Raw genomic sequence first — 23,695 nt, forward strand, 5'->3', positions numbered from 1 at the left:
ATGTCGGATACATCCACCGATACCCACGCCTCCAAGGCCGAGAAACAGAATCCCCTGCTGAAGATGGCGCTTGAACTCGGGCCGCTCCTGATCTTCTTCTTCGGCAACCTGCGCGGCGAATGGCTGGCCCGGACATTTCCGGAGCTGACAGCGATCGGCGGGCCGCTCTTGATTGCGACCGCCCTCTTCATGGCCGCAACCATCCTCTCGCTGATCATTTCGAAGATCGTCTTCAAGCACCTGCCGGTCATGCCCTTTGTCTCGGGCATTGTCGTCCTGGTCTTCGGCGGCCTGTCGATCTGGCTCCAGGACGACACCTTCATCAAGATGAAGCCGACGATCGTCAACACGCTCTTCGGCGTCGTTCTGCTCGGGGGCTTGGCCTTCGGCACCTCGCTTCTGGGTTACGTGTTCAACGCTGCCTTCCAGCTGGACGCTGAAGGCTGGCGGAAGCTGACGCTCCGCTGGGGCATCTTCTTCCTCTTCCTCGCCGTGTTGAACGAGGTCGTCTGGCGCAATTTTTCCGATGATGTCTGGGTCAGCTTCAAGGTCTGGGGCACCATGCCGATCACCATCCTCTTTACGCTCGCCCAGATGCCGCTGATCATGAAGCACTCGCTGGAAGAGAAGGAAGCGGAATGACCGATACGACCAGCCAGGCGGGCGAGAACTCGACGACGCATTTCTGGCTGGCGGTGACCTTCGTCATCATCCTCGTTCAGGTTGTCTCCCAGTATCTGATGGGGCGGCTCTGGATCTGCGAATGCGGCTATGTGAAGCTTTTCGAAGCGGGCGTGAACACGCCTGGAAACTCCCAGCATCTGTTTGACTGGTACACTCCGTCTCACATCATTCACGGCTTCCTCTTTTATGGCCTCGGCTGGCTCGTGCTGCGCAAAAAGCCGCTCGCGGCAAAGCTCGCGCTCGCAGCGTTGATCGAAGCCGGCTGGGAAATCCTGGAAAACTCGCCTCTTGTCCTCGACCGCTATCGGACGGCCACCATGGCGGTCGGCTATAGCGGCGACAGCATCCTGAACTCGGGGATGGATATGGTCGCGATGATCGCCGGTTTCTTCTTTGCGGTGCGCGCGCCGATCTGGCTGACGGTGGTGCTCACGATCGCGTTCGAAATCCTGACGGCCATCGTCATCAGAGACAACCTGACGCTAAACGTCGTCATGCTGGTTTGGCCGATCGAGGCGGTGAAGACATGGCAGGGAGCTCTCTGATCGAGGAGGCTCAGCTGCCGGCCAGGGCCTTTTCGATCGCCGGCATCAGCTGGGTCTTGAAGCTCTCCGGATCGAAGGGACCGACCTTCTTGTAGAGGATCATGCCATCGGGTCCCACGAGATAGCTTTCCGGAATGCCATAGACACCCCAATCGATGGCAGCCTTGCCATTTGGATCAACCCCGATCGCGTCGTAGGGATTGCCGAGTTCGCCAAGAAACCGCAGCGCGTTGTCGTTGCGGTCCTTGTAATTGATCCCGACGACATTGACGCGTGGGTCCTTGGAGAGTTCGAGCAGCATCGGGTGTTCCTGGCGGCAGGGCACGCACCAGGAGGCAAACACGTTGACCAGCGTCAGCTTGCCGGAAATGGCGGCCGTGGTCAGCGCCGGGCGCTCGGAGCCCTCAAGAGCGGCAAGATCGAGTACCGGTGCCTTGGTCCCAATCAGGGCCGACGGGATCTCCGATACGTCGCGACCGGATTGAAGCTGGGTCATGAAGACCGCAGCCAGACCGGCAAACAGGACGAGCGGCAAGGCGGCAATGAAGTACCGCCCACGCCCCTTGGAACCGGCTACTTCGGTTTCGCTGCGCTCGGTCATGCCGACGTGTCCTGTCCGGCAGAGGCCGAACGGCGGCGAATGCCCTGTCCTTCAAGTGCTTTCAGTTCCGCCTGTCGGGCCCGACCGTCGAGATAGATCCAGACGGCCAAACTGAGACAGATGGCAGCTGTCAGTACATAAGATCCAATGACGTAGAAGGCGTGCGTCATGCCTGATGCTCCCGGCCAGCCTGACGGGCTGCCATGCGGCGCTGTGCGCCGACACGGCGGCGCCATATCTCGTTGCGCATCGCCATCAGATGCAGCGTGAAAAAGAGGAGGGTGAAGGCCAAAGCCATGACGAGGAGCGGCCAGAGAAACTCGGGATGGATGGTCGGACCGTCGAGGCGCATGACGCTGGCCGGCTGGTGCAGCGTGTTCCACCAGTCGACCGAGAACTTGATGATCGGGATGTTGACGAAGCCGACCAGGATCAGGACGGCGCTGACACGCGCAGCCTTGGACGGGTCGTCCATGGATCGATTAAGCGCAATCAGGCCCAGATACATCAGGAACAGCACGAAGACCGAGGTGAGGCGCGCATCCCAGACCCACCAGGTGCCCCACATCGGCTTGCCCCACAGCGAACCGGTGACGAGAGCAATCAGCGTAAAGGCCGCCCCGAGCGGGGCAGCAGCCTTGTGGCTGACATCCGCCAGCGGATGACGCCAGACCAGCGTGCCGATCGCCGAGAGTGCCATCACGGAATAACACATCATCGAGAGCCAGGCGGCAGGCACATGCACATACATGATGCGCACGGTATCACCCTGCTGGTAGTCCGTCTCTGACGTGAAACCAAGGTATAGCCCCACGACAAAGAGGAGCGCGGTGATGCCGACAAACCACGGCAGGGCCCGCTCGACAAAAGCGAGGAATCGCGTCGGGTTGGCGAGATCGATAATCTTGGTCAGGGCGATGCTATTGTCGGTCATGCCTTGTTCTAGCCTGTCTCAGCCGGCCCTGCAATTGATCCTAGTCAAGCCGAATTGTCTCAATCGCCTGAACTGCGCAAGGCGGCGGCCGCACCCACGGGTCCGATCACGGCAAAGAGAAGCGTGATGGCCGAAAGGAACATGAAGGGCGGCAGGAAAGGGGCAGGATCCTCCACCGCCGCATAGGAGGCACTGACACCGAAGATCAGCACGGGGACGGCAAGCGGCAGCACGAGAATGGACACCAGCAGACCACCGCGGGGCAGGGCGACGGCGACCGCGGCACCGGCCGCACCGATGAAGGTGATCGCCGGCGATCCGACCAGCAGTGTCAGCATCACGGCGCCGATGGCGACCTCATCCATGTTCATGAAAAGGCCGAGAAGCGGCGAGGCGATCACCAGCGGCAGACCGGTCGCAACCCAATGCGCCAGACATTTGACGAGCACTGTGAGCACGAGCGGTGTTTCCTGCATTAGCAGAATGTCGAGCGACCCGTCGTCGCGTTCGGCCTGGAACAGCCGATCGAGGCCGAGCAGGGCAGAGAGCAGGGCCCCGATCCAGACGATGGCAGGTCCGATCCGCGAGAGCAGATTGAGATCCGGCCCCACACCGAAGGGGATGACGGCAACGACCGTGGTGAAGAACAGGACACCGATCATCGCGCCGCCGCCGGCACGGACGGAGAGTTTCAGATCCCGGAGAAAAAGCGCCATCATGCGGAATACTCCAATTCGACGCCATCGAAGCCGAGCATCTCCAAGGTCTGGGCTCCTTCCATCCCGAGCGGCTGATGGGTTGCGGCAAGTGCGATACCGCCAGACTGCCGGTGACGGCGCACGAGCTCTTCGAACATCGCGTCCGCCTTGCGGTCGAGTGCGGCCGTCGGCTCGTCGAGGATCCAGACCGGGCGATGCGCGACAAGAAGCCGCGCCATGGCGAAGCGCCGCTGCTGTCCGGCAGAAAGATAGCCGTACGGAAGATGCGTGATGCCGGAAAGATCGACGGCCGCAGCCGCCTCCTCCACGCTGAGCCCCACTCCTCCGCGGATATCGCCGAGGAAGGATTTCCAGAAGGCGAGGTTCTCGGCGACCGTCAGTTCGCGCTTCATGCCGTTTCGATGGCCGAGGTAATGGCTGAATTCTCCGGCGGGCCGGGCCTCTACGTCCGCGTCGGAGACACAGACCGCCCGGCCTGTCTCCGGACGAAGAAGTCCGGCAATGACGCGCAGAAGCGTCGATTTTCCGGAGCCGTTTCGGCCCGTCAGAACCATCGCTTCTCCTGGAGCCAACTTAAAGGAAACATTAACGAAAATCAGATCCTCGCCACGGCGCGCTGAGAGATTTTCGGCTTCGAACCTGATCATGGTCGCCTTCTGGCAGGATGAGGCCTGCCTCATAAAAAATTCCGTTTTCGTCCTTCGTCGGTCTGGCGCCTTTCTTAGAAATTATCTATAAGACCTGCAACCACGCCAGCGGCCGGCGTGAAGTTCATCCTTGTGCCGAACTTGAATATCGCGAGGAGCGATTTTCACGTGCGGACAGCGGAAATGGTCGTACCCGCATCCTGATGTGCATGAAGTGCATAGGCGTCCGCACGATTGTGTTGGCTATCAGAATATGCGGGGTTTCTATCCGTGGCTAAATCTCTCGACAGCTTCAATTGCCGGTCGGTCCTGACCGTTGACGGCAAAGACTATGTCTACTACAGCATCCCGAAGGCCGAAGCGAACGGTCTTGCCGGTGTATCGAAGCTCCCTTACTCGATGAAGGTGCTTCTCGAGAACCTTCTCCGTAACGAAGATGGCCGTTCGGTCACCAAGAAGGACATTCAGGCCGTTGCCGAATGGCTTGCTAACAAGGGCCTGACCGAGGCAGAAATCGCCTATCGTCCGGCCCGCGTGCTGATGCAGGACTTCACCGGCGTTCCCGCCGTTGTCGACCTCGCCGCCATGCGCGACGCCATGGTCAATCTCGGTGGTGATCCGGAAAAGATCAACCCGCTGGTTCCTGTCGACCTCGTCATCGACCACTCGGTCATCGTCGACGAATTCGGCACGCCGACAGCTTTCGCCCGCAACGTCGAACTCGAATACGAGCGCAACGGCGAGCGCTACCGCTTCCTGAAGTGGGGCCAGCAGGCATTCAAAAACTTCCGCGTCGTGCCGCCCGGCACCGGCATCTGTCACCAGGTCAATCTGGAATACCTCGGCCAGACCGTCTGGACCAAGGATGAGGACGGCGAAACCACCGCCTACCCGGACACCTGCGTCGGCACGGACAGCCACACCACGATGATCAACGGTCTCGGCGTTCTCGGCTGGGGCGTTGGCGGTATCGAAGCTGAAGCCGCCATGCTCGGCCAGCCGGTCTCCATGCTGCTGCCTGAAGTCATCGGCTTCAAGCTGACCGGCAAGGTCAAGGAAGGCGTGACCGCGACCGACCTCGTTCTGACCGTCGTGCAGATGCTGCGCAAGAAGGGCGTCGTCTCCAAGTTCGTCGAATTCTACGGCCCCGGCCTTGATTCGATGTCGCTCGCCGACCGTGCAACGATCGGCAACATGGGTCCGGAATACGGCGCGACCTGCGGCTTCTTCCCGGTTGATGGCGAAACCATCAACTACCTGACCATGTCCGGCCGCACCAAGGACCGTATCGCCCTCGTCGAAGCCTATTCGAAGGTTCAGGGCATGTGGCGTGACAGCGACGGTTCGGATCTCGTCTTCACCGACACGCTGGAACTCGATCTCGGCGACGTTGTCCCGTCCATGGCCGGCCCGAAGCGTCCGGAAGGCCGCCTGCCGCTCGAAACCATTGCTCCTAACTTCGCAACGGCGCTCGAAGGCGATTACAAGAAGCCCGGCCAGCTCTCGAACCGCTACGCGGTTGAAGGCACGGACTTCGACCTGGGCCATGGCGACGTGGCGATTGCCGCAATCACCTCCTGCACCAACACCTCGAACCCGAGCGTGCTGATTGCAGCTGGCCTTCTCGCGCGCAACGCCGTTGCCAAGGGCCTGAAGTCCAAGCCGTGGGTGAAAACCTCGCTTGCGCCGGGATCTCAGGTCGTTGGCGAATATCTCGCCAAGTCGGGCCTTCAGACTTCACTCGATGCCCTCGGCTTCAATCTCGTCGGATTCGGCTGCACCACTTGCATCGGCAACTCCGGCCCACTGCCGGCGCCAATCTCGAAGACGATCAACGACAAGGGCCTGATCACCGCAGGCGTACTTTCGGGTAACCGTAACTTCGAAGGCCGCATCTCGCCTGACGTCCAGGCCAACTACTTGGCATCTCCGCCGCTGGTCGTTGCCTACGCGCTTGCCGGCACGGTCCAGAAGGACCTGACCACGGAGCCGCTCGGTGAAGACCAGAACGGCAACCCGGTCTTCCTCAAGGACATCTGGCCGACCTCGCACGAGATCCAGGAATTCATCCTGAAATACGTCACGCGCGAACTTTACGAATCGAAGTATGCCGACGTCTTCAAGGGCGACGAAAACTGGCAGGCCGTTCAGGTCCCCGCCGGTCAGACCTATGCCTGGGATGACAAGTCGACCTATGTGCAGAACCCGCCTTACTTCGTCGGCATGGGCAAGACTGGCTCGGGCCTGAAGAACATCAACGGCGCCCGCGTCCTTGGTCTCTTCGGCGACAAGATCACCACCGACCACATCTCTCCGGCCGGTTCGATCAAGGCAGCGTCTCCGGCAGGTGCCTACCTGACCGACAACGGCGTCGGCGTGGCGGACTTCAACCAGTACGGCACACGCCGCGGCAATCATGAAGTCATGATGCGCGGCACCTTCGCCAACATCCGCATCCGCAACCACATGCTCGGCCCGAACGGCAAGGAAGGTGGCTACACCGTCCACTATCCGTCCAAGGAAGAGCTGTCGATCTATGATGCAGCCATGATGTACAAGGAAGAGGGCGTTCCGCTCGTCATCTTCGCCGGCGTCGAATACGGCAACGGTTCGTCGCGCGACTGGGCAGCCAAGGGCACCAACCTTCTCGGCGTCAAGGCCGTGATCGCCCAGTCCTTCGAGCGCATCCACCGCTCGAACCTCGTGGGCATGGGCGTCGTGCCCTTCACCTTCGAAGAAGGTACCACCTGGGCTTCGCTGAACCTCAAGGGCGACGAGATCGTGACGATCGAAGGCCTGGAAGGCGACATCAGGCCGCGCGAGAAGAAGATCGCCAAGATCACCTACTCCGACGGCACCGTGAAGGACGTACCGCTGCTCTGCCGCATCGATACGCTCGACGAAGTGACCTACATGAACAATGGTGGCATCCTGCAGACCGTTCTGCGCGATCTCGCCGCCTGATCGGTTAAAGCACAAAACCAAGAGAGGCCGCCGGGAAACCGGCGGCCTTCTCTTTTGCACCAGCACGCTCGGCCGGTGCCGAAAGTTTCACCCCATCGTGACTTCCCGCATGGCGCTCTTGGCGCTATCAGTGCTGCACTCAAGTGAAGGCATCTCGATAGCATGCGGCACAAGAATTCTGACAAGACAACGGCATGGGTCACGGCATGGGCAATGGTGGCCCTCGCCGCCGCAAGCCTGTTCCTCTTTCCGGGGCAAGGCACGGCCGAGGAATTTGTCGAACCTAAGGGTGTCGTCGAGCTCTTCACCTCGCAGGGCTGCCGTTCATGTCCACCTGCCGATCGCGCCTTCGAGAAACTGGTCCGCCAGGGCGAGGTGGTGGCACTCTCCTATCACGTCGATTACTGGAATTATCTCGGTTGGGCCGATACACTTGCCACGCCCGAGAACACCGAGCGGCAATACGCCTATGCGAAGGCCTTTGGCCGAAGCGGCGTTTACACGCCCCAAGCGGTTCTCAACGGTCGTGAGCACCTGAAGGGCACCGACGCAACGGATATCGACCGCCGCCTCCAGAAGCTCCAGTCTGCCGGCAAGGGCCTGCTTGTGCCCATCCGCGCCTCGCGGCACGACGACCAGCTGACGATTTCGGTGGGTGCCGGTCGCGGCAAGGCCAATGTTGTCGTCGTTTACTTCCGCCAGCATCAGACCGTCGAGGTCCTGAAGGGTGAAAACACCGGACAGAACCTGGACTACTGGCACAGCGTGACCGATGTGCAGACTGTCGGCATGTGGGACGGGAAGCCTCTGGACATCACGCTGCCCGCAAGACGCATGGGCGACGACAAGAGCGACGGCTGTGCGATCCTGCTGCAAACGGCAGATGAAAAAGGAAACCCCTCCCATATCGTCGGTGCGACGATGATGATGGTGAAGCCGAATACGCTGTGAGGGAAAACAACCTGGTGTGGTCCGGCCCGGAAGCATTGGGGGGCTGGGGGTAAGGGGTCAATGCGCCAGACCGGACCTTTTGGCGCACCGCGCCAACCAAGTTAGTTATACTATATCGCAAAAAGCGGCGCAGGTATGTTCAAATTTGGGCAGCTGCACGTTTATCTGATTTGACGCGTGATATCGGTCACACGCCATATTCATAAGTTGAAACGAAAAAAGCCCGTCCGGCAGGCGGACGGGCTCTTAATGCAGATAAGGTCGTTCCCACTTAGCCCTGCAGGGCGTCGTAGGCCTCCACACTTCTGACGGCACGCTCGCCAATAAGCTTGGCATCGTCGCCCGGCTTGTACAGGCTGGAGCCAAGACCGAAGGCACGAACGCCGACCTTCCAGTAATCGGCAAAGTTGGAATCGGAAACACCGCCGACCGCGCCGATCGGCAGATTCGGTGGCAGGATGGCCTTGATCGCCGAAATACCGCCTGGTCCGAGAACGCTTGCCGGGAAGAACTTCAGCGCAGCAGCACCACACTTGGCGGCAAGGAGCGCTTCGGTCGGCGTGAAGACGCCCGGCATTGCGACCATGCCATGGGCGACGGCACGCCTGATAACGTCGGGTTCGACATTCGGGGTGACGAGCAGATTTCCGCCGACGTCATGAAGGCGATCGACCTGGGCAACCTCGAGCACGGTGCCGGCGCCGATCAGCACGTTTGCGGGAGCGCGCTTGCGCGCCTTTTCGATCGAGACGAAGGGATCAGGGGAATTCAGCGGCACTTCGATCGCTTCGAAGCCAGCCTCGATGAGAACATCGACGGTTGCCTCGATCTCGGTCGGCTTGATGCCGCGCAGGATGGCAACGAGGTTGCGGCGAAGGGCGGGCCAGGCAACGGAGGCAGTCATCGTTCAGTCCTTGAATTCATGATCGAAAAGCGAAAGCGCCGAGGCGAGCAGGCCACGGCGTACCAGCAGGCCGCCATCAAGCAGTACAGGCTCACCGCCGGCCTTGGTGATGGCGCGCGCATAAAGACGAGTCAACTTGCCCGTACCGATCAGATAGGCCTTTCCGTGGCGCAGAAGGTCATCGCGGATGGCAGCGATCTCGGCACCGATGAGAAGGCCAGAAAGACGAGCTGCCGGATTGACCTTTGCGCCTTGGCCAGCAAGCAGGCTTTCGGCACGGATCGAAAACAGCACGGAGGTCAGCGCAAACCCGGGCTGCAGCGCCTGATCGACGGCAGCGTCGAAAATGTCGGGATCGGCTTCCGCATCACCGTCTTCCGGAACGGAAAGCCGCAGGATCGATTGCCGGCTAATCAGATTGAATAGCTCACCGGTCATGACGGTCGAGAAGCGTTTCACCTGACCGTTCTCGACCAAGGCCCATTTGGAATGGGTTCCAGGCAAGCAGAAGAGGGCATTGTCGAGGCCCTGCTCCAGGGCACCGGCCAACTGCGTTTCCTCGCCGCGCATGACGTCAAAGGCACCGCCCTCGCGCTGGCAGACGCCAGGCAGGATATAGACCGGGCGATTGACGCCCTCCGGCTGGACCGCATGCTGGAACAGGCCGACCAGGGGTGCTGACGTTTCCACATAGGGTGCTTCCCGCCAGCCGGTGCGGGCACCGGCCATGCCGGCCACCACCACCGGCAGATCCGATGGTGCGCCGAGTGCGGAAAGATGCCCTTCCAGCACGGCAGGATAGGCAGCCTTATCCAGGCTGCCCATTCCCTCGGGTGACTGCCTTTCACCAAGGACCGCGCCCTGGCTGTCAACGAGCCAGATACGCAGGTTGCTGGTGCCCCAATCGACGAGCGCGGCAAAGGCTGATGCAGTCACGGGATGTCCTCAGGCGAGATCGGTCGGCAGAAGCGCCGCCGGGATGTCCTGGAAGCAGACCGGCCGCAGGAAGCGACGGATCGACAGCGTACCGACCGAGGTCGCGCCGAAGTTCGTGGACGCCGGGTAGGGGCCACCATGAACCATGGAATCGGCCACTTCGACGCCAGTCGGGAAGCCGTTGGCGAGCACGCGGCCAGCCTTGCGCTCCAGGATCGGCATCAACCGCTTGCCAAGCGCTTCGTCACCGGCGTCAACATGCAGAGATGCCGTCAACTGGCCGGAAAGGCTGCGGGCCATGGCAACCATTTCGTCTTCACTTTCCGCGATGACGATCAGGCCGAGCGGTCCGAAGACTTCCTCGCCGAGCACGTGATTGTCGAGCCAGTCCTTGGCTGTAGTCTGGAACAGGTAAGGGGTAGCGTTGCGCAGGTCGCAGGTCGAGGTGAGCACCGAGCGCACGCCCTCGGTACCGGCGATGCGGGTTGCGCCGTCACGATAGGCCTTGGCGATGCCGTCGGTCAGCATGGTCTGCGGTCCGACACCCGAAAGGGCCTCGGTTGCCGTCTCGACGAACTTGTCGGCGTCGGCGCCCTTGAGCAGCACAACGATGCCCGGATTGGTGCAGAACTGGCCGGCACCCATGGTCAGCGAACCGACCCAGCCCTTGGCGATGGCTTCGCCACGGGTGGCAACAGCCTTGGGCAGCATGAACATTGGGTTGACCGAGCCGAGCTCGCCGAAGAACGGGATCGGTTCAGGGCGCTGGGCGCAGAGATCGAAGAGCGCGCGACCGCCACCGAGCGAACCGGTGAACCCGACAGCCTTGATCAGCGGATGCTGGACCAGTGCCTGGCCGACGTCCCGGCTGCCACCATGCACCAGCGAGAAGACGCCCGGATGCACGCCGCAACGCTTGATCGCGGCATCGATTGCAGACGCCACGATTTCGCCGGTGCCCGGATGGGCATCATGCGCCTTGACCACGACGGGGCAGCCGGCAGCAAGGGCTGCAGCCGTATCACCACCAGCCGTCGAGAAGGCGAGCGGAAAGTTTGAGGCACCGAAGACGGCGACAGGGCCGATCGGGCGCTGGACCATTCTGAGGTCCGAACGCGGAAGCGGCTTGCGATCCGGCAGGGCTTCATCGTGACGGCGGTCGAGATAATCACCCTTGCGGATATGGGCGGCAAACAGGCGAAGCTGGCCGGTGGTACGGCCGCGCTCACCGATCAGGCGGGCTTCCGGCAGGCCGGTTTCCTGGGAGCCAATCTCGGTGATCGCGTCGCCGCGTGCATCGATCTCCTCAGCGATGGCATCGAGGAAGGCGGCCCGTTCTTCGCGCGTCGAATAGGCATAGGTTTCGAAGGCCTCTTCGGCGGCCTTGACCGCCTGATCGACCAGGGCAGGCGTGCCCTTCGAAAACGTGTGGGAGGAGCCCGTGGCAGGCGACGAGGTGAAAGTATCCGTGCTGGCAACCCAGTTGCCGGCGATCAGGTGTTTTCCAGTCGGTGTATAGGCCATGGGATGGGCCTCCTTTTGATGTCAGTCTTCGAAGTGAGCGACGACTTTTCGTTCCCCGCAAAGGAACGAATCCGCCACGATGCGCAGCGGCTGATAGTCGGTGTCGCTCTGGCGGGAGCGGATGAGGTGGGCGAAGCGTTCGTAGATTCCAGCATATTCGCGGTCCGGGCCGGACGCCTGTTCCTTACCCCCGATATAGAGTTCCGAGCCGCCCTTTGAAAGACGCAACTCGCCGGCATTCGTCTGGACTGTGATGTCCCACGTCTGCGGGCCTTCCTGTCGCCAGTCGAATTCGGCCGTAACCGGCGCGCCTTCGACGGTCCGCATGGCGATGGAAGCGGCGATCGGCTGCTTCTTGTTTTCAGGGAACTCAAGAACCGACTTCTCGACCATGATATGCCCGGGGACGATCTCGGTCAGAATGGAAAGCGCGTTGATACCGGGATCGAAGACGCCGAAGCCGCCCGGTTCCCAGATCCAGGCCTGGCCGGGATGCCAGCGACGCACGTCTTCCTTCCAGACGATCGAGATCGACTGGATGACCTTGTCTGCGAGCCACTGCTTCGCAGGCTCGACACCGAGCGCAAAGCGCGAATGCCAGGTGGCAAACAAGGTGACGCCGGCCTTGGCGGCAAGCTCCGAAAGGGCCTCCGCTTCGCCGAGTGTGGTTGCAGGCGGCTTTTCCATCAGCACATGGCGACCGGCAGCAATCGCAGCCTTTGCCATGTCGAAGCGGACTTCAGGCGGCGTGCAGAGCGATACGACCTTGATATCCGGGCGCGCTGCGAGAAACTCATCGAAATCGGTGAAGTTTTCCGCACCGTCGACTTTGCCATGCCGGCTGACGCCGACGGCAACGACAAAGTCGTCACCGCCTGCGATCGACGGAATATGTTGGTCGCGGGCAATCTTGCCGATGCCGACCAGCGCCAGCGGGATACGTTCTGCCATCTTGATATCCCTCAGTGTGCGTCCTTGCCGACCGGCGAACCGCGGCAACCCTTCAGGAAGTCGAAGTCTGCTCCGGTATCGGCACCCTCGACGTGATCGTGGAAGAGCTTGGCATAACCACTGGCCGGCGGCTCGACCGGCGGGCGCCATTCGGCCAGACGCCGCTGCATTTCCTCGTCCGAGATGTCGAGATGCACCCGACGGGCTTCGACATCGACTTCGATGAAGTCACCGTTCTTGACGATCGCGAGCGGACCACCACGCGCCGCTTCCGGCGAGGTGTGCAACAGGACAGTGCCGTAGGCGGTACCGGACATGCGCGCATCGGAGATGCGGACCATGTCGGTGATCCCCTTGCGCAGCACTTTCGGCGGCAGGCCCATGTTGCCGACCTCGGCCATGCCCGGATAACCACGCGGACCGCAGTATTTGAGGACCATGACGCAGGTTTCGTCGATATCGAGCGCCTCGTCGTTGATTTTCGCCTTGTAGTCATCGATGTCTTCGAAGACCACGGCACGGCCGCGATGCTTCATCAGATGCTGAGAGGCAGCCGACGGCTTCAGCACGCAGCCCTTGGGTGCGAGATTTCCACGCAGGACGACGATACCGCCCTGCTGGGTCAGCGCCTTGTCGACCGGCAGGATGACGTCCTCGTTCCAGTTGCGGACATCCTTGACCTCGTCCCAGATGTTTTCGCCAGAGACAGTCAGTGCGTCCTTGTGAAGCTTGCCGGCTTCACCGAGCATCTTGATGACGACAGGCAGGCCACCGGCATAGAAGAACTCTTCCATCAGATATTTGCCCGACGGCATGAGGTTCACGATCATCGGTACATCACGGCCCAGGCGATCCCAGTCGTCGAGGGTGAGATCGATGCCGACACGGCCCGCCATGGCGAGCATGTGGATGACGGCATTGGTCGATCCACCGATCGCGCCATTGACGCGGATCGCGTTTTCGAAGGCTTCCTTGGTCATGATGTCGGAAGGCTTCAGATCATCCTTGACCATCTGCACGATGCGACGACCCGAAAGCTGCGCCATCACCTTGCGGCGGCTGTCGACGGCCGGGATCGCGGCATTGCCGGACAGAGCCATGCCGAGCGCTTCAACCATGGAGGCCATGGTCGAGGCGGTGCCCATGGTGTTGCAGGTACCACTGGAACGCGACATCGAGGCTTCCGCTTCGACGAATTCTTCCTGGGTCATCTCGCCGGCCTTCACGGCTTCGGAGAACTTCCAGAGGTGGGTGCCGGATCCGACGCGCTCACCACGGAAATAGCCGTTCAGCATCGGACCGCCAGTCACGACGATCGACGGAAGGTCGGTGGAAGCGGCAGCCATCACCAGCGACGGCGTGGTCTTGTCACAGCCGACTAGCAGGACCGCACCATCGATCGGCTGCGCGCGCATGGCTTCCTCGACGGCGAGCGCCGCAAGGTTGCGATACATCATGGCCGTCGGGCGGAAGGTATTTTCCGACGCCGAGAAAACCGGGATCTCGACCGGGAAGCCGCCGGCTTCCCAAACGCCGGCCTTCACCTTTTCGGCCAATTCGCGCAGATGGCCATTGCAGGGGGTGAGGTCGGACCAGGTGTTCAGAATACCGATGACGGGACGACCGTCGAACAGGTCGTGCGGGTGACCCTGGTTCTTCATCCAGCCACGGTGGTAGATGGTGTCACGCGACGTGCCGCCATACCAGTGCTGCGATCTCAGTTGGCGCGGCCAGGCCGCCGGTTTGAACTTGCTCATGGCTATCGTCCTGTCTCTGTTGAATGGGCGGGTCGGAGGGCCGATCCGCTCAGAGCATCTTCACCTTGACGGTCTCTACAGCAGCCTTTGCCAGGCGGTTGCGCAGCGGAAGACCGAATTGCGGCGACTCGATTTCGAATACGTCGCCTTCCTGCGTCACAAAACCATCCGCCACGGACAGTGTCGCCGTGCCGTACATGTGAATGTGGAGGTCGCCGGGCTGGCAGAAGAGCGCATACTTGAAATGGTGGTATTCAAGGTTCGCGATCGTGTGCGACATGTTTGCCTCACCCGAGAGGAACGGCTTCTCCCATACGGTCTGGCCACCGCGCACGATGCGCGAGGTACCTTCGACGTGGTCAGGTAGGGCGCCGACGCGCAGTTCCGGACCAAAGGAGGCCGGACGCAGCTTGGAGTGGGCGAGGAAGAGATAGTTGATCTTCTCGGTCACGTGGTCGGAAAATTCGTTGGCGACGGAGAAGCCCAGGCGATGCGCGGTGCCATCGTCGCCGATGATGTAATAACCGGCCATCTCGGGTTCTTCACCACCATCGAGAGCGAACGATGGCGACACGAGGTCGTCGCCGGGTGCGACAGCGTTGAAACCGTTGCCCTTGTAGAACCACTCGGGCTGTACGCCGGTTTCGCCGGGCTTCGGCTTGCCGCCTTCCAGACCCATGCGGAACATCTTCATCGAGTCGCTCATGCCGGCGGTGTCCGCATGCATGTTGTCTCGCGCAGATGCCGAACCCGTATGGGTGAGACCCGTACCGGTCAGGTACATGTGGGCCGGATCCGGATGACGGACCGGGCAATCGAGCTTGCCTTCGGCCGCAAGCGCGACGAGGTCGACGGTGTCGCCTTGGCCCTGCTTTTCGATCAGGGCGGCAACGGAGGTCCCGGCGGCTATCGCCGCCTTGGCCAGTTCGTATGTGGAGTTAAATCCAGGGACAAGGCGCGCAGCCTCACCCTGGCGGCAAATGATGCCGCCAGCCTTCAATTGCGAGAGAAACATAAGCCTATCCTCAGACTGCTTTGTTCTTGTTGTAAACGTCGAAGAAGACAGCAGCCAAAAGCACGAGGCCCTTGATGAGCTGCTGGTAGTCAATGCCGATACCCATGATCGACATGCCGTTGTTCATGACACCCATGATCAGGGCGCCGATGACAGCACCGGTAATCTTGCCCACGCCGCCGGATGCAGAAGCACCGCCGATGAAGCAGGCCGCGATGACGTCGAGTTCGAAGCCGACACCGGCTTTCGGCGTCGCCGAATTGAGGCGCGCCGCGATGATCATGCCGGCGAGCGCTGCGAGAACGCCCATGTTGACGAAGGTCAGGAACACCAGACGTTCGGTGTTGATGCCGGAGAGCTTTGCGGCCTTCTCGTTGCCGCCCAGCGCATAGATGCGACGGCCAATGGTCGTGCGGGTGGTGACGAAGGAATAGAGGGCAATCAGAATGCCCATGACGACGAGCACGTTCGGCAGACCGCGATAGGTCGCCAGCTGATAGCCGAGGAAGATCGCGACAACGCTGATGATGCCCATCTGCACGGCGAAGAAGACGAAGGGTTCGTTTTCCGTGCCATGCTCTTCGTTCAGGCGACGGTGCTTCATGCCGTTAAAGATGGCGAGAGCAACGAGCAGCACGACCACGATGATCGCGACATGGTTGGCGATACCCGTCGTCGCAACATCCGTCAGCGGCATGAAATCCGGGATGAAGCCGGTCGACAGCAGCGTGAATTCCTTCGGGAACGGACCGATAGGGCGTCCCTGCAGGACCACATAGGTCAGACCGCGGAAAACCAGCATGCCGGCGAGCGTCACGATGAAGGACGGGATCTTCTGATAGGCGACCCAGTAGCCCTGGGCGGCACCCATGATGCCGCCGAGCATCAGACATAGCGGAACGACGAGGGAGAAATGCCAGCCCCATTTGACCAGCATGATCGCCGATATGCCGCCGATGAAGGCGACAATCGAGCCGACCGACAGATCGATATGCCCCGCCACGATGATCAGCAACATGCCGAGCGCCATGATGACGATGAACGAGTTCTGCAGCACCAGGTTGGTGATGTTGACCGGGCGGAAGAGAACGCCCTCGGTCAGGAACTGGAACAGCAACATGATGACGACGAGTGCAAGCAGCAGTCCGTATTCGCGGATGTTGTTGCGCAGATAGTCGCCCACGGAGACCTTGGGGGTTTCGGTTCTTGTGTCGATGGCCATTAGTGTTTCTCCCCAGAGCGCATGATGGCACGCATGATGGACTCTTGGCTTGCTTCTTCCTTGGACAGTTCCGCGACGATGCGACCTTCGTTCATGACGTAGATGCGGTCGCAGGTGCCGAGCAGTTCCGGCATTTCCGATGAGATCATCAGAATGCCCTTACCTTCGGCGGCAAGCTGGTTGATGATGGTGTAGATTTCGAATTTTGCGCCAACGTCGATGCCGCGGGTCGGCTCGTCGAGGATCAGGATCTCGGGGTTGGTGAACAACCACTTCGACAGCACAACCTTCTGCTGGTTGCCGCCGGACAGGTTGACGGCTTCCTGGTAGATCGAATGTGAGCGGATCCGAAGCTTCTGACGATAGTCGGCCGCCACCTTGGCTTCCTTGCGATCGTCGATGACGGTGCCGCTGGAAACGCCGTCGAGATTGGCGAGCGTGGTGTTTTCCTTGATGTTGTTCTGCAGGACCAGACCGAGATGCTTGCGGTCTTCGGTCACGTAGGCAAGTCCCGCATCGATCGCCTTCGGGATCGTCGAGACGTCGACCGGCTTCCCATGCATCCAGACGTCACCGGTGATCTTGTGACCCCAGGACTTGCCGAAGATGCTCATCGCCGTCTCGGTGCGGCCGGCGCCCATGAGCCCGGCGATACCGACGACCTCACCCGCCCGAACGTTGAAGGCAATATCGTGCAGGAACTGACGATCACGGTGGTTCTGGTGGAAGACGTTCCAGTTCTTCACTTCGAGAAGCATGTCCCCGATTTTCGGTTCGCGCTTCGGATAACGGTCTTCCATGTCACGGCCGACCATCCCCTTGATGATCCGGTCTTCAGTGATTTCCTGCGTGTGACAGTCGAGCGTTTCGACAGTGCCACCGTCACGAATGATGGTGATCTTGTCGGCGACCTTGCGGATCTCGTTGAGCTTGTGGGAGATGATGATCGAGGTCATCCCCTGCTTGCGGAATTCCATCAGAAGCGTCAGCAGCGCGTCCGAATCCGTTTCATTGAGAGAAGCGGTCGGCTCGTCGAGGATGAGCAACCGGACCTTCTTCGACAGCGCCTTGGCGATTTCGACCAGCTGCTGCTTGCCGACACCGATGTCGGTTATGCGGGTGGAAGGAGAATCCTTCAGGCCAACCTTCGCCAGCAACTCTTTCGTCCGCGCGAAGGTCTGGGGCCAGTGGATCACGCCCTTGTCGGCGATCTCGTTGCCGAGAAAGATGTTTTCGGCGATCGACAGGAGCGGCACGAGTGCCAGTTCCTGGTGAATGATGATGATGCCGAGTTCCTCGCTGTCGGAAATCCGGCCGAAGCGACGGACTTCGCCGTCGTAATAGATATCGCCGTCATAGGTGCCCGCAGGATAGACGCCGCTCAGGACCTTCATCAGCGTGGACTTGCCGGCGCCATTTTCGCCGACCAGCGCGTGGATCTCCCCCTCGCGCACCTTGAAGCTGACATTGTCCAGCGCTTTCACGCCGGGGAATGTCTTTGTGATGCCGCGCATCTCGAGAATGATGTTGTCCATGTACAGAATTCCTGCGCCAAGCCAGCGATCCTATCTGGATCGAGCCGGAGGCGCGAGCTCCCTCAATGCGTATAGAAAAGGGGTCCGCGACGGATCGCGGACCCGGATGCGATCCGAAGGATCAGTTGTCGATCTGATCGGCGGTGTAGTAACCGGCGCCGACGAGAACGTCCTTGGCATTCGACTTGTCGAGAGCGACAGGCTTCAGCAGGTAGGACGGAACGACCTTAACACCATTGTTGTAGGTCTCGTTGTCGTTGATCTCGGGCTCCTTGCCTTCCATGATGGCTTCGACCATCGAGACGGCAACCTTGGCGAGTTCGCGGGTGTCCTTGAAGACGGTCGAGTACTGCTCGTCGGCAAGCATCGACTTGATCGAGGGCAGCTCGGCGTCCTGACCGGTGACAACCGGCATCGCCATGTCGCCCGAACCGTAGCCTACGCCCTTGAGAGCAGACAGGATGCCGATCGAGAGGCCGTCATAAGGAGACAGAGCGCCATGCAGCTTGTCTTCGGTGTAGGTCGAGGACAGCAGGTTTTCCATACGAGCCTGGGCAACGGTGCCGTCCCAACGCAGCGTACCGACCTGGTCCATGCCCTGCTGGCCGGACTTGATCACGATGTCGCCGCTGTCGATGAGCGGCTGCAGAACCGACATGGCGCCGTCGTAGAAGAAGAAGGCGTTGTTGTCGTCAGGCGAACCGCCGAAGAGTTCGACGTTCCACGGCTTGGTGTCCGGGAACTTGGCCTTGAGGCCATCAACGAGGCTGGTTGCCTGGAGAACGCCGACCTGGAAGTTGTCGAAGGTGGCGTAGTAGTCGACATTGCCCGAGTCACGGATCAGGCGGTCATAAGCGATGACCTTGACGCCGGCATCGGCGGCCTTCTGCAGGATGTCGGAGAGCGTGGTGCCGTCGATGGCGCCGATCACGAGAACCTTGGCACCCTTGGTGACCATGTTTTCGATCTGGGCCAGCTGGTTCGGAATGTCGTCGTCAGCGAACTGCAGGTCCGGCGTGTAGCCAGCGTCCTGGAACAGCTTTTCCATGGTCTCACCATCGGAGATCCAGCGGGTCGACGTCTTCGTCGGCATCGAAATGCCGACCATGCCCTTGTCCTGTGCGAAGGACGCGGGCGCGAATGATGCGATGCCGATTGCGAGCGACGCAATCAGGGCGCCAAGTTTCTTCATGGTAACCTCCCTGGTCATACCGTGCGAGGCCAAGCTCCTCCTGGCACTCGCTGAAACAAGAACGAGCGGCTGACGCGGCAGCCCCCAGCTCCGTGGCGAGTCTTATCGTGGCCAATATACCGATCAAATGATTATTTTGACTTTCTGCATACCATGGTTGATATGTCCTTTATGGCCGAAATTCATGTCCACCGATTGCAACCAAAGCATCTGAACCTCATCCGCTCGATCGCGGAGCTCGGGCAATTAAGCTTGGCCGCTCAGGAGCTTGCGCTGACGCAGCCTGCGGCTTCCCGCATGTTGGGCGAAATCGAACGCTATGTCGGGTCACCGATCTTCGTCCGCACGCCCAAAGGCATGGAGCCGACAGCTGTCGGCAGTGCGCTTGCTCGCCGTGCACAGAACGTACTGGAGGAAATGCGCGAAGCCGCCCGCGAGGTGGAAGCTATCCAGCGCGGGCTGACAGGCAAGGTCAGGATCGGCGCCGTCACCGGCGGAGCGGTCGGTTACGTTGTGCCCGCCATCCGGGCTTTGAAGGCTGAAGCCTCCACCGTCGACATACATGTCGACGTTGCACCGAGCGGCGAGATGATCCGCGATCTTCTGTCAGGCCAGTACGACTTCGTTCTCGGGCGCATCCCGGCCGGCATCGACGCGCGACAGTTTCATGTCGACGGCGCGACCATGGAAGAGGTGGAGATCGTCGTGCACCGCATTCATCCGCTGGTCAACGTGGACCGGCTCAACATCTCGGACATGGCCCATTTCCCCTGGGTCATGCAGGCGCCCGGCACCCCCCTGCGCCAGGCGGTGGAGAATGTCTTCATCGAAGAAGGCGCCCCCATTCCGCGCAACATTGTCAACACCACATCTCTTCTGGTCATGATCGCGATGCTCGCCTCGTCCAACGCGATCGCTCCCATGTCGCGTGAAGTCGCCGATCTTCTCTGTCGACAGACGCCCGTCGGCGACCTGACCACGCTGAAACTCGATACGCCGATCGAAGTGACGCCCTATCATCTGATCACCCTGAGCGGCAAACGTCTGTCGCCGATCGCAGCACGGCTGCGTGAGCTGCTGCTCAGTCGATTCCTGAGCAGGGGACGCTGAGACCATGGTCGCGGGACCCCGATAAGCTTGCAATTTCGGGCATGTCAGGCACACTGTCACCCAGCCGTCATGAATCGCAGCTCATGGAGCATTGATGACAGAGCAGCCGGAAGGGCAGCGCCGTGAAGACGAGGGAGCCGAGAAAAGCGCCACCGGCGTAGTCGATCTCGGCATATACAGGCAATCCCTCGACCCTCTTCCCGTCACGTTCCATCGCCGCGAACTGGACGCGATCCTCTGGATCTATGGCCGCATGGTCGGGGAGGGTGAATGGCGCGACTATGCGATCGATCACCTCAAGGATCGAGCCGTTTTTTCCGTCTTCAAAAGGTCAGGCGAATATCCGCTCTACCGCATCGAAAAGAATCCGAAGCTTGCGGCCAAGCAGGGCGCATTTTCGGTCATCGCAACGGATGGCCGGATCCTGAAGCGCGGCCACGACCTTCGCCAGGTCCTCAAGATTTTTGACAAGGCGTTGAAAGCCCTCGACTGACGATCAAGGCATCGTGCCGGGATAGCTGGACAGATCGGGCATGGTCGAATTCCCCTCGCCCAGCACCTTCTGCATGAAGACGGTGTCGAGCCACAGGTCATGCTTGAAGCCGGTTCCGACCAGGCGTCCGGCGGGTTCGAAGCCACAACTGCGATGCACCGCCATGGACGCCTCGCTCGCACCGCCGATGACCGCGATCATCTGGCGAAAACCCAGCGCCTCGCACCGTATCAGCAGTTCTCTCAGCAGAGCCTTCCCGACACCGCGACCGCGAGCCGAAGGGGCGATATAGATGGAATCTTCGACGAGCCATCGATAGGCCGGACGGGTTCTGAAGGCCGATGCATAGGCATAGCCTGCAAGCGATCCCTTTTCATCGACAGCAGCGAGATAAGGATAGCCCTTGGCCTTGAGGGCGGCAAATCTCCCCGACATCTCTTCGAGATCGGGCGAAACGAGCTCATAGCTTGCGGTTCCGTTGACCACGGCGTCTGCGTAGATTGCAGTCACCTGCGGAAGGTCGTCAGGGATCAGATCGCGAATTTCGAGATTCATGCAACTACTCCGGTCAACCTGCTTGTTTATCCACGTGCTGACAGGCGAGACAAGCGCCGGAGTGTAACGGTGACACTGCGATCGATCCCAACACCTTCGCTTTTCGCCGAAGCGGCGGGTGTGTCGGCTTGACTCGCGCTGAAAACCTTGTAATCCCTCGCCGCGAAGAGGAATTCGGTCCATGCACGCTTTCGGGCAACCCTTTGCGGTCTTCCACCCCCTGCAGCAGTCTGCTGCCGGTGGCGCATGCCTTTCTCTTGCATCCACGACCAAGGCCAAAACGACGACGAAAACCGTCTGACGTCTTCGGCCACCGCTCTCTCCCCGGCACGGCCGGGGACAAGGAAGGTTGCGCACCCGTCGCGAGCTTCCCCCTCACCACCCGAGGAGAGACAGAAAGAGAGCATAGACATGGGTTTCAAGATTGCAGTCGTAGGCGCAACCGGCAATGTCGGGCGCGAAATGCTGAACATCCTCTCCGAGCGCGGCTTTCCGGCATCGGAAGTCGTGGCACTTGCCTCGGCGCGCTCGCAGGGCACGGAAGTCTCCTTCGGTGACAAGGTCCTGAAGGTTTCCAACCTCGACAATTATGATTTCTCCGACACGGACATTTGCCTGATGTCGGCCGGTGGCACCATCTCCCAGAAGTGGTCGCCGAAGATCGGCGCGCAGGGCTGCGTCGTCATCGACAACTCCTCGGCCTGGCGTTACGATTCGGACGTTCCGCTGATCGTTCCGGAAGTCAATCCGGACGCCATCGTCGATTTCAAGAAGCGCAACATCATCGCCAATCCGAACTGCTCGACCGCCCAGCTCGTCGTAGCTCTGAAGCCGCTGCATGATGTCGCCAAAATCAAGCGCGTCGTCGTCTCGACCTACCAGTCGGTTTCCGGCGCCGGCAAGGAAGGCATGGACGAACTGTTCACGCAGACCCGCGCCGTGTTCGTCGCCGATCCGGTCGAGTCGAAGAAGTTCACCAAGCGCATCGCCTTCAACGTCATCCCGCATATCGATAGCTTCATGGAAGACGGCTACACGAAGGAAGAGTGGAAGGTTCTGGCCGAGACGAAGAAGATGCTCGATCCGAAGATCAAGGTGACCTGCACTGCCGTGCGCGTTCCGGTCTTCATTGGTCATTCGGAATCCGTCAACATCGAGTTCGAGAACGAGATCACAGCCGATCAGGCCCGCGACATCCTGCGCGAGGCTCCGGGCTGCCTTGTCATCGACAAGCATGAAAACGGCGGCTACATCACGCCCGTCGAATGCGCCGGAGAAGATGCCACATTTATTTCCCGTATCCGCGAGGATGCGACGGTTGAGAACGGTCTCAACATGTGGGTCGTCTCCGACAACCTGCGCAAGGGTGCAGCCCTCAACGCCATCCAGATTGCCGAGCTGCTCGTCAATCGCGGCTTGATCAAGCCCCGCGCAGCCGCTTGATCTATTGCAGCAGAGGCTTCCCGATTGAACACGGGAAGCCTCGAACGGCGCTTTCAGCTGAAAGTGATCCGATTTGAGACCTTCACGGCCCTACATTAGCTTTGGACGGATGACAGAGTCATCTTTCACTGGCATGGTGCGGCCGAATCGCCCTCCACAGTCCGTTATGAGGCATCAATGCGACTGACATCCACTTTGTCGGCGGCTCTCGTTTCCGTCGTCGCGCTGTTCGCCGGCACGCAACACGCCGCCGCCGCTGCTTGCAGCAACACTTCCGCTGGCTTTGAAGATTGGAGCGCCGCTTTCAAGCAGCAGGCTGCTGCCCAGGGCTTCAGCCCGCGCATGTTCGATAAGGTTTTCTCCGCGGTCAACTATAGCCGCAGCACCATCAGTGCAGACCGCGGTCAGAAGAGCTTCAAGCTCTCCTTCGATCAGTTCATGCAGAAGCGCGGCGGACAGACTATCATCAACCGCGGCAAGACGATGAAGAAGAACAACGCGGCTCTCTTTGCACGGCTTGAGAAGCGTTATGGCGTCCCGGCAGGTCCGCTGATCGCCATCTGGGGCATGGAGACCGGATTCGGCTCCTTCCTCGGCAAGGAGCACACCCTCTCGGCCGTCGCCACGCTCGCCTTCGATTGCCGCCGCAGTGCATTCTTCACCGACCAGTTCTACGCAGCGCTGGAACTCGTTCAGGCCGGCAACCTCGATGTGAACGCCAAGGGCGCAGCCCACGGCGAAATCGGCCAGACGCAGTTTCTGCCGCGCAACGTCGTTCTTTACGGGACTGACGGCGATGGTGACGGCCACATCGATATGGTTCGTTCGCGCTCAGACGCGCTTGCGTCAACCGCCAACTTCCTCCGCGGACATGGTTGGCAGCCGGGTGGGGTTACCAGCAGGGCGAACCGAATTTCGTCGCCATTGAGGGCTGGAACGCGGCAAAGGTATACCAGCAGGCGATTGCCTATATCGGTGCGCAGATCGACGCCGAATAAGTGAAGAAAAAGCGG

22 protein-coding genes and 1 pseudogene are annotated in these 23,695 nt (G+C 60.7%); 8 read left to right on the forward strand and 15 right to left on the reverse strand.

What is annotated here, in order from left to right:
* Nucleotides 1-642, forward strand: a complete 642-nt coding sequence (locus GH983_RS19600) for a septation protein A (RefSeq protein WP_069042761.1) — start codon at nt 1-3, stop codon at nt 640-642.
* Nucleotides 639-1,229: a DUF2585 domain-containing protein gene (locus tag GH983_RS19605; RefSeq protein ID WP_153763287.1), complete on the forward strand. Its 591-nt coding sequence runs from the start codon at nt 639-641 to the stop codon at nt 1,227-1,229. Before GH983_RS19600 ends, GH983_RS19605 begins: the two co-directional genes overlap by 4 nt.
* 10 nt (nt 1,230-1,239) lie before the next feature.
* On the opposite strand, the gene GH983_RS19610 is transcribed toward GH983_RS19605, so the two are convergent.
* The 5 genes from GH983_RS19610 to ccmA are packed head-to-tail and all read right to left on the reverse strand — an operon-like array spanning nt 1,240 to nt 4,127.
* Nucleotides 1,240-1,830, reverse strand: coding sequence for a DsbE family thiol:disulfide interchange protein (locus GH983_RS19610; protein ID WP_153763288.1), 591 nt, complete (start codon nt 1,828-1,830; stop codon nt 1,240-1,242).
* The gene (gene ccmD, locus GH983_RS19615) at nt 1,827-2,000 is read right to left on the reverse strand and encodes a heme exporter protein CcmD (protein WP_054150056.1); all 174 of its coding nucleotides are present in this window, start codon (nt 1,998-2,000) and stop codon (nt 1,827-1,829) included. The genes GH983_RS19610 and ccmD overlap by 4 nt, the downstream gene beginning before the upstream one ends.
* Nucleotides 1,997-2,764: a heme ABC transporter permease gene (locus GH983_RS19620; RefSeq protein ID WP_054150055.1), complete on the reverse strand. Its 768-nt coding sequence runs from the start codon at nt 2,762-2,764 to the stop codon at nt 1,997-1,999. The genes ccmD and GH983_RS19620 overlap by 4 nt, the downstream gene beginning before the upstream one ends.
* Before the next feature lie 59 nt (nt 2,765-2,823).
* On the reverse strand, nt 2,824-3,483 hold the full coding sequence (gene ccmB, locus GH983_RS19625) for a heme exporter protein CcmB (protein WP_054150054.1): 660 nt from the start codon (nt 3,481-3,483) through the stop codon (nt 2,824-2,826).
* Complete coding sequence (gene ccmA, locus GH983_RS19630) at nt 3,480-4,127, reverse strand: heme ABC exporter ATP-binding protein CcmA (RefSeq protein WP_153763653.1); 648 nt, start codon at nt 4,125-4,127, stop codon at nt 3,480-3,482. Before ccmA ends, ccmB begins: the two co-directional genes overlap by 4 nt.
* A gap of 273 nt (nt 4,128-4,400) precedes the next feature.
* On the opposite strand from ccmA, the gene acnA reads away from it, so the two are divergent.
* Together acnA and GH983_RS19640 are read left to right on the forward strand one after the other, a co-directional pair.
* Nucleotides 4,401-7,094, forward strand: a complete 2,694-nt coding sequence (gene acnA / locus GH983_RS19635; protein ID WP_153763289.1) for an aconitate hydratase AcnA — start codon at nt 4,401-4,403, stop codon at nt 7,092-7,094.
* Nucleotides 7,095-7,256: 162 nt separating this feature from the next.
* On the forward strand, nt 7,257-8,045 hold the full coding sequence (locus tag GH983_RS19640; protein WP_054150052.1) for a thioredoxin family protein: 789 nt from the start codon (nt 7,257-7,259) through the stop codon (nt 8,043-8,045).
* Between the two features lie 271 nt (nt 8,046-8,316).
* Here the strand turns inward: GH983_RS19640 and GH983_RS19645 are convergent, their stop codons facing one another.
* From GH983_RS19645 to chvE, 9 genes are all read right to left on the reverse strand, one after another.
* On the reverse strand, nt 8,317-8,949 hold the full coding sequence (locus GH983_RS19645; RefSeq protein ID WP_153763290.1) for a 2-dehydro-3-deoxy-6-phosphogalactonate aldolase: 633 nt from the start codon (nt 8,947-8,949) through the stop codon (nt 8,317-8,319).
* Between the two features lie 3 nt (nt 8,950-8,952).
* Nucleotides 8,953-9,885, reverse strand: a complete 933-nt coding sequence (locus GH983_RS19650; RefSeq protein ID WP_153763291.1) for a 2-dehydro-3-deoxygalactonokinase — start codon at nt 9,883-9,885, stop codon at nt 8,953-8,955.
* Between the two features lie 9 nt (nt 9,886-9,894).
* Complete coding sequence (locus tag GH983_RS19655) at nt 9,895-11,409, reverse strand: aldehyde dehydrogenase (NADP(+)) (protein WP_054150049.1); 1,515 nt, start codon at nt 11,407-11,409, stop codon at nt 9,895-9,897.
* 21 nt (nt 11,410-11,430) lie between these two features.
* A complete protein-coding gene (locus GH983_RS19660) occupies nt 11,431-12,360 on the reverse strand; it encodes a Gfo/Idh/MocA family protein (protein WP_069042756.1) in 930 nt (309 codons plus the stop codon).
* Nucleotides 12,361-12,371: 11 nt separating this feature from the next.
* Nucleotides 12,372-14,117 (reverse strand): L-arabinonate dehydratase, encoded by a 1,746-nt coding sequence (araD, locus tag GH983_RS19665; RefSeq protein ID WP_054150047.1) that lies wholly within the window; start codon nt 14,115-14,117, stop codon nt 12,372-12,374.
* Between the two features lie 49 nt (nt 14,118-14,166).
* The gene (gene araD1, locus GH983_RS19670; protein WP_069042754.1) at nt 14,167-15,132 is read right to left on the reverse strand and encodes an AraD1 family protein; all 966 of its coding nucleotides are present in this window, start codon (nt 15,130-15,132) and stop codon (nt 14,167-14,169) included.
* A gap of 10 nt (nt 15,133-15,142) precedes the next feature.
* Entirely contained in the window at nt 15,143-16,354 is a 1,212-nt protein-coding gene (mmsB, locus tag GH983_RS19675) for a multiple monosaccharide ABC transporter permease (protein ID WP_153763292.1), read from the reverse strand.
* Nucleotides 16,354-17,889, reverse strand: a complete 1,536-nt coding sequence (gene mmsA / locus GH983_RS19680) for a multiple monosaccharide ABC transporter ATP-binding protein (protein ID WP_069042753.1) — start codon at nt 17,887-17,889, stop codon at nt 16,354-16,356. The genes mmsB and mmsA overlap by 1 nt, the downstream gene beginning before the upstream one ends.
* 121 nt (nt 17,890-18,010) lie before the next feature.
* Entirely contained in the window at nt 18,011-19,081 is a 1,071-nt protein-coding gene (chvE, locus tag GH983_RS19685; protein ID WP_054150043.1) for a multiple monosaccharide ABC transporter substrate-binding protein, read from the reverse strand.
* A 171-nt stretch (nt 19,082-19,252) separates the two neighbouring features.
* On the opposite strand from chvE, the gene GH983_RS19690 reads away from it, so the two are divergent.
* Nucleotides 19,253-20,191: a LysR family transcriptional regulator gene (locus GH983_RS19690; protein WP_054150042.1), complete on the forward strand. Its 939-nt coding sequence runs from the start codon at nt 19,253-19,255 to the stop codon at nt 20,189-20,191.
* Nucleotides 20,192-20,285: 94 nt separating this feature from the next.
* On the forward strand, nt 20,286-20,684 hold the full coding sequence (locus GH983_RS19695; protein WP_054150041.1) for a DUF2794 domain-containing protein: 399 nt from the start codon (nt 20,286-20,288) through the stop codon (nt 20,682-20,684).
* A 3-nt stretch (nt 20,685-20,687) separates the two neighbouring features.
* On the opposite strand, the gene GH983_RS19700 is transcribed toward GH983_RS19695, so the two are convergent.
* A complete protein-coding gene (locus GH983_RS19700; RefSeq protein WP_153763293.1) occupies nt 20,688-21,239 on the reverse strand; it encodes a GNAT family N-acetyltransferase in 552 nt (183 codons plus the stop codon).
* 411 nt (nt 21,240-21,650) lie between these two features.
* On the opposite strand from GH983_RS19700, the gene GH983_RS19705 reads away from it, so the two are divergent.
* Nucleotides 21,651-22,682 (forward strand): aspartate-semialdehyde dehydrogenase, encoded by a 1,032-nt coding sequence (locus GH983_RS19705; RefSeq protein ID WP_054150039.1) that lies wholly within the window; start codon nt 21,651-21,653, stop codon nt 22,680-22,682.
* A 177-nt stretch (nt 22,683-22,859) separates the two neighbouring features.
* Nucleotides 22,860-23,680, forward strand: a pseudogene (locus GH983_RS19710) (lytic transglycosylase domain-containing protein).
* Nucleotides 23,681-23,695 lie beyond the last annotated feature (15 nt).

The sequence above is a fragment of the Agrobacterium sp. MA01 genome (assembly GCF_009650195.1).
Classification (GTDB): domain Bacteria; phylum Pseudomonadota; class Alphaproteobacteria; order Rhizobiales; family Rhizobiaceae; genus Allorhizobium.